At 67.2% G+C, this 12,753-nt stretch carries 7 protein-coding genes, 1 tRNA gene, 1 other RNA gene and 3 pseudogenes; 7 read left to right on the top strand and 5 right to left on the bottom strand.

What is annotated here, in order from left to right; genetic code table 11:
• Positions 1 to 2: 2 nt before the first annotated feature.
• The 3 genes from ACFQDH_RS03690 to ACFQDH_RS03680 form a co-directional block, all read right to left on the bottom strand.
• Positions 3 to 818, bottom strand: coding sequence for a LytR C-terminal domain-containing protein (locus ACFQDH_RS03690; protein ID WP_382398573.1), 816 nt, complete (start codon positions 816 to 818; stop codon positions 3 to 5).
• A 153-nt stretch (positions 819 to 971) separates the two neighbouring features.
• Positions 972 to 2,603, bottom strand: coding sequence for a purple acid phosphatase family protein (locus tag ACFQDH_RS03685; RefSeq protein WP_382398571.1), 1,632 nt, complete (start codon positions 2,601 to 2,603; stop codon positions 972 to 974).
• 183 nt (positions 2,604 to 2,786) lie between these two features.
• Positions 2,787 to 2,874, bottom strand: a tRNA-Ser gene (locus ACFQDH_RS03680).
• A 97-nt stretch (positions 2,875 to 2,971) separates the two neighbouring features.
• Between ACFQDH_RS03680 and ffs the strand changes: the two genes are divergently transcribed.
• An RNA gene (ffs, locus tag ACFQDH_RS03675) (signal recognition particle sRNA small type) lies at positions 2,972 to 3,068 on the top strand.
• Positions 3,069 to 3,276: 208 nt separating this feature from the next.
• Here the strand turns inward: ffs and ACFQDH_RS03670 are convergent.
• On the bottom strand, positions 3,277 to 4,890 hold the full coding sequence (locus ACFQDH_RS03670) for a hypothetical protein (protein WP_382398569.1): 1,614 nt from the start codon (positions 4,888 to 4,890) through the stop codon (positions 3,277 to 3,279).
• A gap of 85 nt (positions 4,891 to 4,975) precedes the next feature.
• On the opposite strand from ACFQDH_RS03670, the pseudogene ACFQDH_RS03665 reads away from it, so the two are divergent.
• The 4 genes and pseudogenes from ACFQDH_RS03665 (at position 4,976) to ACFQDH_RS03650 (ending at position 9,298) form a co-directional block, all read left to right on the top strand.
• Positions 4,976 to 7,220 (top strand): annotated as a pseudogene (locus ACFQDH_RS03665) (DNA polymerase III subunit gamma and tau).
• Between the two features lie 73 nt (positions 7,221 to 7,293).
• Positions 7,294 to 7,970 (top strand): annotated as a pseudogene (locus tag ACFQDH_RS03660) (lysophospholipid acyltransferase family protein).
• Between the two features lie 160 nt (positions 7,971 to 8,130).
• Positions 8,131 to 8,730, top strand: a complete 600-nt coding sequence (recR, locus tag ACFQDH_RS03655) for a recombination mediator RecR (protein WP_382398566.1) — start codon at positions 8,131 to 8,133, stop codon at positions 8,728 to 8,730.
• Positions 8,723 to 9,298 (top strand): DUF5063 domain-containing protein, encoded by a 576-nt coding sequence (locus ACFQDH_RS03650; protein ID WP_382398564.1) that lies wholly within the window; start codon positions 8,723 to 8,725, stop codon positions 9,296 to 9,298. The genes recR and ACFQDH_RS03650 overlap by 8 nt, the downstream gene beginning before the upstream one ends.
• Before the next feature lie 27 nt (positions 9,299 to 9,325).
• Here ACFQDH_RS03650 and ACFQDH_RS03645 read toward each other — a convergent pair whose 3' ends face one another.
• Entirely contained in the window at positions 9,326 to 10,219 is an 894-nt protein-coding gene (locus ACFQDH_RS03645) for a phosphatase PAP2 family protein (protein WP_382398563.1), read from the bottom strand.
• Between the two features lie 214 nt (positions 10,220 to 10,433).
• On the opposite strand from ACFQDH_RS03645, the pseudogene ACFQDH_RS03640 reads away from it, so the two are divergent.
• Positions 10,434 to 11,701 (top strand): annotated as a pseudogene (locus tag ACFQDH_RS03640) (aspartate kinase).
• Entirely contained in the window at positions 11,698 to 12,753 is a 1,056-nt protein-coding gene (locus tag ACFQDH_RS03635; RefSeq protein WP_382398561.1) for an aspartate-semialdehyde dehydrogenase, read from the top strand. The pseudogene ACFQDH_RS03640 and the gene ACFQDH_RS03635 overlap by 4 nt, the downstream one beginning before the upstream one ends.

Raw genomic sequence — 12,753 nt, 5'->3', positions numbered from 1 at the left:
CACTAGCTGGAGGTAGCGGAACCGCCGGACGTTGAGGCGGTTGCCGCGCAACTGGACGACGTCGGCTTCGGAGTCGGAGCCGGCGTCGCCTGTGCGACGGGGACGATGGAGCTGTCGACCCACTTGCTGCCGATGACGACGTCGACCGTGGTGCTCTTGCGGCCGTCCTGGATCATCTTCACGTTCTTGAACTGCAACGCCGCCCGGCGCGCGGCCGGCTCACCCTGCGCCCCATAACGTATGGCGACCGCGTTGTCCGGGTAGTAGCCGCGCTTCGGGTCGTTGCCGACGGCGGCAACCTTGAAACCGCGCTTGTGCAACTCCGTGCCCAGAGTCGCCGCCGTGCCGGGGAGGACGTAGGCGTTGTAGACGTTGACGGTGATCTTGGACGGCGCCGGTGGCGGGACGGGCACCAACGCGAACTTCGCGCCGATCACCAGGTCGACGCTCGGGTCGGCGCGGTTGTCCTGCTCGAGCGTTGCACCCTTGACCTGTTGGGCGAGCGTGAGTGCGATCTGCTTGCCGTTGGGGCCGTAGCGGATCTGGGCGTACTTCGGTGCTGTGCCGCCCTTCGGGTCGTTACCCGTGGCGATGATCTTGATGCCACGCCAGGACAACTGCGTTGCGACGCTGGCGGCCTGACCGGTCTTGCCGTCGGCATTCCAGATGTTGGCGTGGATGGAGTTGAGAGCGATCTTCATCGTCGGGACCGTCTCGGCGCCGACACACGACTCGGACGTCGGGTGACCCGCGTTCGTGCTGTTGCAGGCGGCGATCGCGGGCAGCGTCAAGGCGATGACGACCGTAGCCCCCGCCACGCGCCTACCGGTCAACCCCATGTTCCCACCTGTGCGCCACAACAATCCTTGTGGCACACAGTATGAGTGGTTCTTGTGTGGATCCCGAGGATCGTCCCACGGCGCGTTCATCACATGTCGATGTCGATGCGCCATCGGCGGGGCGAGCGTCGATCAGTGACGACGCGGACGCTCGAGGCGGAAGGTCTCGAATGGCGTGAGCTGGCCACCGACGCCGGTCACGTCGTAGTAGGTCACCGTGATGGATGTCTTCCCGCCCTGCCAGCCGGGGTCGACCGAGAACGACGCGAACCCGTAGGCGTGCGCCGGGTTGCGAACCGCCGACCACGGTGCGTCCTCCTTGACGTAGTTCGGGGTCCGCTTGCCGTTGCTGCCCTTCGTGCCGACGGAGGTGATGACCCGGCAGGCCGGTGGGTTGTAGAAGAGCCCGTTCGACGGGGCCGACGTGCCGCCGCCGCCGATGACCATGTGCACGGTGCCTTTCGTGGTGTCGACGACCTGGCTGTCGGTCGCGCGCGGGATCGGTGTCCGGGTCTCGTTGTCCTGCTGGCCGCGGATCGGGTGCGACCGCTCGTAGTGATGCTCGTGGCCGCCGACGACGAGGTCCACGCCATACCGGTCGAAGAGTGGCAGCCACTCCTCCCGTATGCCGAGGTCGGCGCCGTTGAACTGGTCTGCGGTCGAGATCGCGACCTGGTGCATGCAGATGACGATCCAGTCGACGTCCTTGTCGTGACTCGCATCGCGCAGCGCCGACTCGAGCCAACGCTGCTGCGCGCCCTTGGAGTAGCCGCGCACGTAGCTGTCGCCGCCGTCCTGGTAGCAGACGTCGTCGTTGGCGATCGAGATCACCCGCACCGAACCGACGGAGAAGGAATACCAGAGGCCGCGGGTGGTGTCGGTCTGGCCGGAGGCTTTCGGCAGCTCGAAGAAGGTCTGGTATGCCGCGTAGCCGATCGGACCGTTGCCGAGCTCGTTCTCGTGGTTGCCGGCCGACGGCATCCAGGGCCGGTGCCGTGCGCTGCGGCTGTTGTTGGCCCAGAAGTCCCACCAGGTGCGCACGCGATCCGTCGCGAGGTTGGCGTAACAGAGGTCGCCGTTGAAGAGGTGGAAGAGCGGCTGGAGCTGCTCGACGCCGAGGGTGGTGTCGCCGGCCGCGAAGGAGCCTAGGTTGTCGTTGGCCATGACCGATTTGCCGGCCGAGTCCGTGACCTGCTTGCCGACCGTCGGGGTTCCCTGATCGCCGAAACTGGTGAAGGTGAAGGCTTTTCGTCCGTTGGGGGCAGTGCGGAAGCTGCCGCCCTCGGCGGCTGCGCCGCGGTGCACGGCCAGGTAGAGGTGCTCCGAATCTGCTTGCAGCCCAGTGATTTTCGCGTGATGCGCGTAGACCGTGGTGCCGGACTTGGCGTCGACGTAGCTGCGTGTGTTGGCCGGGTAGGAACGGCGGTAGCCGTACTCCGTGCCGACCAGGACGCGGGCCTGCTGGACCGGCTGCAGCGTGTGCCAGGAGACGACGACCTCGCGGCGGGCGTCGGCTCCGAACTGTGTGTGCAGGCCCGAGATTGGCGGTGTGGCCGATTCCGTTGGCTGTTGGTGCTTTTCGGACGATTTGTCGGCTTGCGCGGATGCCGCGGCGCTCGCGGTGCCGGATTCGAAGAAGCCGGCTGCCGCCAGCGCGGCACCGGTGGTCAGACCCGCTACCACCTGTCGGCGGCCGAGTCGCTTACCGAAGAGGGCCGCATCCGCGGCATCGTGGAAACCTGCTGACGTCTGGTCATCACTCACGTATGGCGACCCTGCCCAGCCGGGCTGACCGGGGCACGGCATACAGGTGAACCTGCGGCGGAGCGTGGAAGAACGCGGAGGATAGGGGAACCGTCGTCGCTGCGCTCCTCCTCCCGAATCGAGCGCCTCGCGCCAACGCAGAGAAGGACCGCCCGGAAAAACATGGACGGTCCCTCTCAGCTTTGGCGGAGGATAGGGGATTCGAACCCCTGAGAGCTTTCACTCAACACGCTTTCCAAGCGTGCGCACTAGGCCACTATGCGAATCCTCCGCCGAGGAGAATACCTGCTCGCGGCCAGGACTCCGAATCGGGATCAGACGGGCCACCTCGATTGCGTATGACGAGCCCGCGTGTTCTACAGTTGGCGCCGGACCCCTCGTGCGGTGGTACCTCTCCGAATTCCCCCAGGGCAGGAATGCAGCAAGGGTAGGAGAGCTCTTCCAGGTGTGCGAGGGGTTCTTTTACACCCCACGAAGTTCTCCCCCGCTGCGCTCCTCCGATACTTCGCGGGGACCCCGATAGAGCGCCCACGAAGTTCTCCTCCGCTCCGTCACCCCACGAAGTTCTCCTCCGCTTCGCTCCCCCGATACTTCGTGGGGACCCCGACACGCTCCCCCGATACTTCGCGGGGGCTCCGAACCTCGAACCGGGTTTCCGTGGGCTCGTGCTTCGTCAGCTCGTTCCGCTCGACGAGGGCGACGGCGTCTCGCCCGGCGCCACACAACCCGGGGGCTGCGAGCGAACCGGCTTGAAATCACTGGAGAGTCGGATCTCGCCGCTTGTCGGCACGGTGACCCGCAACCAACCATTGTTGTTGACGATGCACGCCGTCAGTTGCTCCTTGGTGGTCGGATTGACCGCACCGATGTATGACGAGTAGCGGACCTTCAGGTCGATCGGTTTGTTCGCTGTCGCGTCGAGCGTGACACCGTGCGAGTCGATCTTTATGACCTTGCCGCCGGTCGCCAGCGGCGCGGGGTTGATGACTCGGAAGAGCCGCCAGTCCGAGTTGCTCCAGGCCGGCTTCAGGTAGGGCAGCCCGCCGAGGACTAGCAGCGCCTCGTCGTGGGACGCGTAATCGATCGGTGCCTTGGGAACCGCCACCCAGCCGACCGCCAGCGAGTCGAGCCACTGGCGGTAGCTGACCGGGTTCAGCAGTCCCGTCTGGTAGAAGATCGAGTTGTCCGCCTGATCGGCCTGCCGATCCCAGCCGCGTGCGATCGAGAACGACGCGAGATAGACCGATCCCCAATGGTTCTTGGTGTCGACGACTTCCACCCGCCGACCCAGAGCCGCCGGACCCAAGTGCTGCTGGTCGGCCTTGAGCGCGGTCGCCAACGGCTGGTAGAAGACGTAGCTGCTCGACGGCTGGCCGGCCAGGTGCAGCTGGTTGACCAGGTCGCTGACCGGCCAGATCGCGACGATCAGCGCGCACAGCCAGGTGAGTGAGTCGCGGACTTCGGCATACGCGATGACAACCGGCACCGCGGCGAGCCAGGCCAGCCGGGTGGCGTTCGTGCCGATCGCCAGCGGCATGATCAGCAATGGCAGGAACGACACGGCGAGCACGGCTGCCGTTGCGCGGATCAGTTTCTGGTGGCACACCCCGATAACCACGATGCAGGCGAGCATCGCCGGTGCCGCATCGCTGATCGGGAACGGCATGGTGCCGGTGCCCGGGAACAGGACCGCCATCGCCAGCCCGCCGATGAGCAGCGCGGCGGCGCAGATGCTCGCCGTACGCCGATAGTCCGGGCGGAGTATGGCGACCACGATGGCGATGATGCCGACGAAGAAGCCGGCCAAGGGGGAGCCGAGGAACGAGAGGAGGGCCACCACTACGGCGGTCTTCTCGCGATGCGCGCGCAGCGCGACCAGAGCCCAGATGCCGAGCGCGGCGCCGACGGTGAAAGTCACCCGGCCGTTGAGCAGGTCGGCGGCCTGCGCGAGGGTGATCGCGACTGCCCCGGCCCGCGGGCGCGGCGCCTTCTCCACCAGGAGCGCCCCGCCATACGCACTGAGGATGACCGCGGCCACGCCGGTGAGCCGGATCCCGAAGGTCGCCATCGAGAACGGCACGATCGCGCTGTAACTCGGCAGGTTGATCCCGCCGAACCAACCGCCCCACCACACCGGAGCACCACCGACCTGGGCGACCTTGGCCCGAGCGACCTGCGCCGCGAGGTCCGGCACCTGTGGTGTCCAGAAGATGTAGATCAATGCGAAGAGCACGGCGCAGCCGATTGCCAGCGTCGTCGGCGAGCGCGGCCGGCGCGACGAGAGCATGACGTCCACCGTACCTTTCGCTGCCGTGTCAAGCTCTGTGGACGGACAGGTAACGCGTGTGGGCGAGGGCGAATAGAGTTTTGCAATGACCACCGCGCTGTACCGCCGCTACCGGCCCGACACCTTCGGCGACATGATCGGCCAGGACCAGGTCACCCAGCCGCTGATGCAGGCCCTGCGGACCGGACGGGTCAACCACGCCTACCTGTTCAGCGGGCCACGCGGTTGCGGCAAGACCACCAGCGCCCGGGTGCTCGCACGATCGCTCAACTGCGAGCAGGGGCCGACGCCCACGCCGTGCGGGGTGTGCGAGTCGTGTGTGGCGCTCGCGCGTGGCGGGTCGGGCACGGTCGACGTCATCGAGATCGACGCCGCGAGTCATGGTGGTGTCGACGACGCGCGTGACTTGCGAGAGCGGGCGTCATACGGGCCGGCGCAGTCGCGCTACAAGATCTACATCATCGACGAGGCGCACATGGTGACGCCGCAGGGCTTCAACGCGTTGCTGAAGATCGTCGAGGAGCCGCCGGAGCACGTGAAGTTCATCTTCGCGACGACCGAGCCGGAGAAGGTGATCGGCACCATCCGGTCGCGGACCCACCACTATCCGTTCCGGCTGGTGCCGCCCGGCACCATGCAGGGCTACCTGGAGCAGTTGTGCGAGGCGGAGAAGGTCGCAGTCGAGCCGGGCGTGCTGTCGTTCGTCGTCCGCGCCGGTGGGGGTTCGTTCCGGGACGCCCTCTCGGTGCTCGATCAGCTGATCGCGGGGTCGGGCGAGGAGGGTCTGACGTATGCCGGGGCCGCTTCGCTGCTCGGCTTCACCGACGGCGAGCTGCTGGACGCAACGGTCGACGCGCTCGGAGCCCACGACAGTGGCGCCGTCTTTCGGCAGGTCGACCGAGTGGTCGAATCCGGCCACGACCCAAGGCGATTCATCGAAGATCTGCTCGAGCGATTGCGCGACCTCATCGTCATCGCGGCCGTCCCCGACGGCGCGGCGCAGGTGCTGCGCGGCGTGCCCGAGGACCAATTGGCCCGGATGCGCCAGCAGGCTTCGTCGTTCGGTCCGGGGAGTTGTCGCGTGCCGCCGACATCGTCAACACCGGCTTGTCGGAGATGACCGGCGCCACCGGCCCGCGCCTGCAGCTGGAGTTGATCTGCGCGCGGGTGCTGTTGCCTGCCGTCTCCGGTGAGCAGGGGTATGCCGCCCGCCTCGACCGACTCGAGCGCCGCATGGACATCGGCGGCCCACCGGCCCCTGATGCGGGTCGAGCAGGCAGGGGAGCGCAGCGGAGGAGGCCGTATCGAGACCAGCGGCGAAGGACGAGCCGGAAATGGTGGCTGGTGGAGTAGCGGTGAGGGACGAGCCGCAGGCACAAGGTGGTCGAGTAGCGGCGAGGGACGAGCCGCGTATCGAGACCCTGGCTCCGGTTGCGGGTCTCGATACGTCCTCGGCTAGCGCCTCGGACAACTCGACCAGCTTGGTGGATGGTCGAGTAGCGGCGAGGGACGAGCCGCGTATCGAGCCCCCGCAGGCACCCGCTCAACCGGCGCCCGACCAGCCCACGGCGGCTCCGACGGGTGCGGTGACGACAGACGCCATACGCCGTGCCTGGCCCGACGTCCTGGACCGCATCGCCCGCAGCAAGCGCGTCACCTGGGCGCTGCTCAGCCAGCACGCGCACGTGGCCGATTTCGACGGCGAGACGCTCGTGCTCGGCACGAGCAGCCCGGGCCTCGCTTCCGCGGTCGAGCGACCACCGCACCCCGACGTCGTCGCTGCGGCCCTGTATGACGCACTCGGTGTCCGCGCTCGCGTCACGGCGCGGGCCGACGCCGGCGCACCCTCACCCAGCCTGCCGCCGGAGTCGGGCGACGCACCCGGCAGCGCGTCCGGTTCGTCGCCCGCTGACGCTCCGCCCGCGGATACCCAGCCGGCATCAGCCGGGCGGCAGCAGCCGTCGTCGCCACCGGCTCAGCCGACGAACGAACAAGCACCTGAGCCGCCGACCGCACAGCAGTCGGTCGCGGCCGCACCGCCGCCCGCCCGGCGGTCCCGTGCCGCCGAAGCGCTCGCTCAGGCGGGACTGGCGTCGTCCGCCGGCAACGACGGCGGCGGTGGCTGGGGTTCGGTCAACGCCCCGCCTCCGGAGTGGGCGACTGCCGAAAACCCAGCAGCACCAGTAAAATCCGCGGAGCCGACGAAGCCCAAGGATGAGGAGGTCGCCGAGAGGATGGACGACGAGGACGTCGATGACCTCGGCCAGGTCGGTCTGCCGGTGATGCAGGCGGTGCTCGGCGCCACCGTGATCGACGAGCAGGTCGACTGATGAGCGAGCGCAGCGAGCTTTCAAACAAGCACAGGCTCATGCCCGCACACGAGGCACGAGGGGACGGGAAATAATGGGCGGCGGGCCGCTCTACCCGTTGTCGCGGATGACCGTCGCTCCGCTGCTGCGGGCGATCTGGCGGCCGAATGTCGAGGGTCGGGACAACGTGCCGAGGACCGGTGGCGTGCTCATCGCGAGCAACCATCTGTCGTTCGTCGACAGCGTCGTCATACCGCTGGTCGCACCGCGCAAGGTGGTCTTCCTCGCCAAGGCCGAGTACTTCACCGGCAAGGGTGCCAAGGGCATAGCGTCGCGCACTTGGTTCAACGCCATGGGCATGATCCCGGTCGAGCGGGAGGACTCCCGTGCGGCGGTCAACTCGCTCGATCAGGCGCTGCAGGTGCTGCGCGAGGGGAGGCGTTCGGCATCTACCCCGAGGGCACCCGCTCGCGAGACGGTCGCCTCTACCGTGGCCGCGTCGGCGTCGCGCACCTGGCGATGCAAGCCGGTGTGCCCGTTGTGCCGGTCGGGATCATCGGCACGCCTGAGGTACAGCCGATCGGCACGAACATCCCCCGGCTGGCGAAGGTCACCGTGAAGTTCGGCGAGCCGCTGCACTTCGGTGACAGCTTCAAGACGATGCCGGCCGGTAAGGCACGACGGATCGCGACCGACACGATCATGGAAGCGATCGCTGCGCTGTCCGGCCAGGAGCGCGCCGCGTCATACAACGAACGCCCGCCGGGTTAGCGCGGGCACGACGTTCGACTCTGACGGCTGGATTGACGGCTGACGGTCCAATCGCACCGTCAGCGGTCAATCCAGCCGTCAGGGTTCGGCCGAGACGGCCCGGTCGCCGGTGGGCGAGGCGGGCGCGCGTCGTCATGCCGGGCGATTAGGCTCAACAACTGTGTATGAAGGTGTGGTCCAGGACCTGATCGACGAGCTCGGCAAGCTGCCGGGGGTTGGTCCGAAATCTGCGCAGCGGATCGCCTTCCACCTGCTGCAGGCCGACCCTGCCGACGTCACCCGGCTGACCGAAGTGCTGACGACGGTGCGGGAGAAGGTCCGCTTCTGCGAGCGCTGTTTCAACGTCGCCGAGGACACCCTGTGCCGCATCTGCCAGGACCCGCGCCGAGACGACAAGTTGCTCTGCGTCGTCGAAGAGCCCAAGGACATCGTCGCCGTCGAGCGGACCCGCGAGTTCCGTGGCCGGTATGCCGTGCTCGGTGGTGCGATCAGCCCGATCGACGGCATCGGGCCGGATGACCTGAAGATCACCGAGATGCTGCGTCGCCTCGGCGAGGAGCCGATCGAGGAGATCATCCTGGCGACCAACCCCAACCTGAACGGCGAAGCGACCGCGACCTACCTGTCCCGGCTGCTGCGCACGATGGGATTGCGCGTCACGAGGCTAGCTTCCGGACTGCCGGTCGGGGGAGACTTGGAGTATGCCGACGAGGTGACCCTCGGCCGCGCATTCGAAGGACGGAGAGTTGTCGATGCCTGAGACACCTGACACCGAAGCCCTGCAGGTGGGGACGCTGGCCGCGGAGACTGCCCAGGACGCCCGTGCGTTCTGTGAGTCGGTGCGTCAGCTCGCCGCCGGGTCGGCCCCCGACGCGGCCCTGCCGTTGATGCTGCTGATGCTCTCGCAGTTGCAGGTCGCAGGCGCGCGGTTGGGCGCCATACAAGATGTCGTGCCGGAGGAGCGCTTCGAGGCCGACCCCGGTCCGGAGAGCAGCCTCGACGCGCTGCGGATGGGCCTGGCCAACATGCTCGACGGCATCGACGACTATGCCGACGTCGTCGACCCGCTCACCTCGGTCGAGCCGGCCCGCGGCGCGTTGTCCGACGACCTGGCCGACATCGTGGGAGCGCTCGAGCACGGACTGGTGCACTTCGACCACGCCAGGCTGAGTGAGGCGCTGTGGTGGTGGCAGTTCAGCTACTTGTCGCAGTGGGGCGTGCGGTCGTCGGCTGCGTTGCGGGTGGTTCAGACGATCCTCGCGCACATCCGGCTGGACGCCGACGACGAGGTCGTGGCGGATGCCGAGTTCGAAGCGTTGCACCCCTGATCGAAGTGCTTCGCCTCTGACCGGAGGTCAGACCGACGTCGTCGACCGGGTCTTGGCGTCCCGGCCGTCGCCGGACTTCGCAGCCCGCTCGAGCAATTCGTCCTCGACAAGCTCGTTCTCGTCGCGCGCGGGAGTCCACGGGCTGTGCCCGAAGAGCAGCCAGACCGCCAGCACCGCAACGCCGACGCAGAAGTAGCCGGCGAAGGCGTCGAAGATGAAGTGGTTGGCCGTGGCCATGACGACGAACAGCGTCCAGATCGGGTAGAGGACACCGATCGCGCGCAGCAGAGGATGGCGGGCGACGAAGAAGAGCGTCAGGCCGACCCACAGGGCCCACCCGCAATGCAGGCTTGGCATGGCCGCGAACAGATTGGAGTGACTGGACACCGACCGGCTGCCCCACGAACCGATGGTGTGGAAATAGACGGTGGTATCCACGAATCCGGCACCGTCGAGCAGCCGCGGGGGAGCAGTCGGGAAGAGCCAGAAACCGATCAGTCCGAGAACCGTGGTGAAGGCGAGCACACTGCGAGCCGTTTTGTAGACACGGCGATGCCAGATGAACATCCAGACGAGAACCGCGATCACCGGGAAGGCGAACGCCGCGTAACTGTAGTTGGCCGCCTGTGCGATCCAGTGGTGGTCCATCACGAAACGGTTGAGTGTGAGTTCGACGTCGAACCCGATGTTCTGCTCAAAGTGGAAGAGGTCCCACCCACGGTCGTACGCGGCGTGCTCGCGCAACGGCACCAGATCGCGCAAGTGTTCGTAGACCAGGTCGAGTACGACGATGAGGACGATCTCGAACCACCAGCGCGGTCGCCGGTAGGCGCGCCACCACACGGGAAGCAACGCAGGGCCGGACTCGGCTCGACGTTGCTTGGCGGTGAGGTCGCCGACCCCTCCCGAAAGACTCGACACAACACTAATTCTGTCACTGAACTCTCACAGGCCGAAATCACCCTCCGTTCACGGAGTGTTCGTGATATTTCACGCGCCACGTGTACACGGCGCGGCAGCACGGCGGTGGGACGAGTTCCGACATACGGGCGACCCCGTTACCGCTTCCGGTGCTCGATAGACTCCGGGGGTCACCGCTCGAATATTCGACGACCCGTGAAGGGAAGCTCGACCCGTGCCTCTTGTGGTCCAGAAGTATGGCGGCTCATCGCTCGCCGACGCCGAAAGCATCAAGCGGGTTGCCAGGCGCATCGTGGACACGCGCAAGGCCGGCAACCAGGTTTGCGTCGTTGTGTCCGCGATGGGTGACACGACCGACGAGCTCCTCCAGCTCGCCGATGCGGTCTCGCCCGCTCCCCCGAACGCGAGCTCGACATGCTGCTCACAGCCGGTGAGCGTATGTCGATGGCGCTCGTCTCGATGGCGATCGCCAACCTCGGTGACTCCGCCATGTCGTTCACCGGCTCGCAGGCCGGCGTGATCACCGATGACACGCACGGCAAGGCGCGCATCATCGACGTCACGCCCGGCCGGATCACCGGAGCGCTCGGCGACGGGCACATCGTGATAGTCGCGGGCTTCCAGGGCGTCAGTCAGAACACCAAGGAGATCACCACGCTCGGCCGTGGCGGCTCCGACACGACCGCCGTGGCGCTCGCCGCCGCGCTCGAAGCCGACGTATGTGAGATCTACACCGACGTCGACGGCATCTTCACGGCCGACCCGCGCATCGTGCCGACGGCACGCAAGATCGATCGCATCAGCAATGAAGAAATGCAGGAGATGGCCGCGTCGGGCGCCAAGGTCCTGATGTTGCGTTGTGTCGAATACGCCCGACGGTTCAACTTGCCGATCCACGTGCGCTCCTCGTTCAGCTACCGCGAGGGCACCTGGGTCCGCCCAGCAGAAGGAGAAGAAGACGTGGAAGCCCCGATCATCGCCGGCGTCGCCCACGACCGCAGCGAGGCCAAGATCACGGTCGTCGGCGTCAAGGACACGCCGGGCAGCGCCGCGGCCATCTTCAATCTGATCTCGGCGCAGCAGGTCAACATCGACATGATCGTCCAGAACGTCTCGGCGGTCGCCACCGGCACGACGGACGTGTCCTTCACGCTGCCGATGGCCGACGGCCAGCGCGCGGTGCAGGCGCTGCAGGACGCCAAGGTCGAGCTCGGGTTCGAGTCGCTGCAGTATGACGACCAGATCGGCAAGCTCTCGCTCGTCGGCTCCGGTATGCGCAGCCACCCCGGTGTCTCGGCGACGCTCTTCCAGGCGCTCGCCGACGCCGGCATCAACATCGAGATGATCACGACCTCGGAGATCCGGGTCTCTGTCGTCACCAAGGGTGATCTGCTGGACGACGCGGTCCGCGCCGTGCACACGGCGTTCGGGCTGGATTCCAGTGACGGAGAAGCAGTGGTCTACGGAGGTACCGGACGATGAACGTGTTCGCTGACGAGGGTCTGAAGGTCGGCGTCGTCGGCGCGACCGGTCAGGTCGGTGGCGTCGTGCTGCGGCTGCTCGCCGAGCGCAACTTCCCGATCGCGCAGCTGCGTCTCTTCGCGTCGGCGCGCTCAGCGGGCCGCGAAATCGACTGGCAGGGCCAGCGATTGGTCGTCGAGGATGCTTCGACCGCTGACCCGGCTGGGCTCGACATCGCGATCTTCTCCGCAGGTGGCGAGACTTCGCGTGTGCAGGCTCCGCGATTCGCGGCGGCCGGCGTGACGGTGATCGACAACTCCTCCGCATGGCGCAAGGACCCGGAGGTCCCGCTGGTCGTCTCCGAGGTCAACCCCGAGCGGATCGCGAACCCGCCCAAGGGCATCATCGCCAACCCCAACTGCACCACGATGGCAGCGATGCCGGTGCTGAAGCCGCTCGCGGACGCGGCCGGCCTGCGCCGCCTGATCGTTGCGACCTACCAGGCAGTGTCCGGCTCAGGGCTCGCCGGCGTCGAGGAGCTGGCCGGGCAGATCCGCCAGGGGGTCGAGGGCAACCTCGAGGGGCTCACGCATGACGGCTCGGCCGTCGAGCTCGGCCCGGCGAAGAAGTATGTCGCCCCCATCGCCTACAACGTGCTGCCGATGGCCGGCTCGCTCGTGGGTGACGGCAGCGAGGAAACCGACGAGGAGCAGAAGCTGCGCAACGAGTCGCGCAAGATTCTCGAGCTCCCGGACCTCGCGGTGGCCGGCACCTGCGTGCGTGTGCCGGTCTTCACCGGCCACTCGCTGGCGATCCACGCCGAATTCGACAAGGCGATCACCCCGGACGAAGCACGCGCGATCCTTGCCGAGGCGCCGGGCGTCGTGGTCACCGACGTGCCCACCCCCTTGGAGGCGGCGGGACAGGATCCGTCATACGTCGGGCGGATCCGGCAGGATCAGTCGGTGCCGGACGGCAAGGGGCTGGTGCTCTTCGTTTCGAGCGACAACCTGCGAAAGGGTGCTGCCCTCAACACGATTCAGATCGCTGAGGTAATAGCCGCAGGGCGGTGA

Source organism: Flexivirga alba, assembly GCF_042661025.1.
GTDB classification, from domain to species: Bacteria; Actinomycetota; Actinomycetes; order Actinomycetales; family Dermatophilaceae; genus Flexivirga; species Flexivirga alba.
Note: the sequence above shows the minus strand (reverse complement) of the source record. Positions and strands in the feature narration are given on the sequence as shown.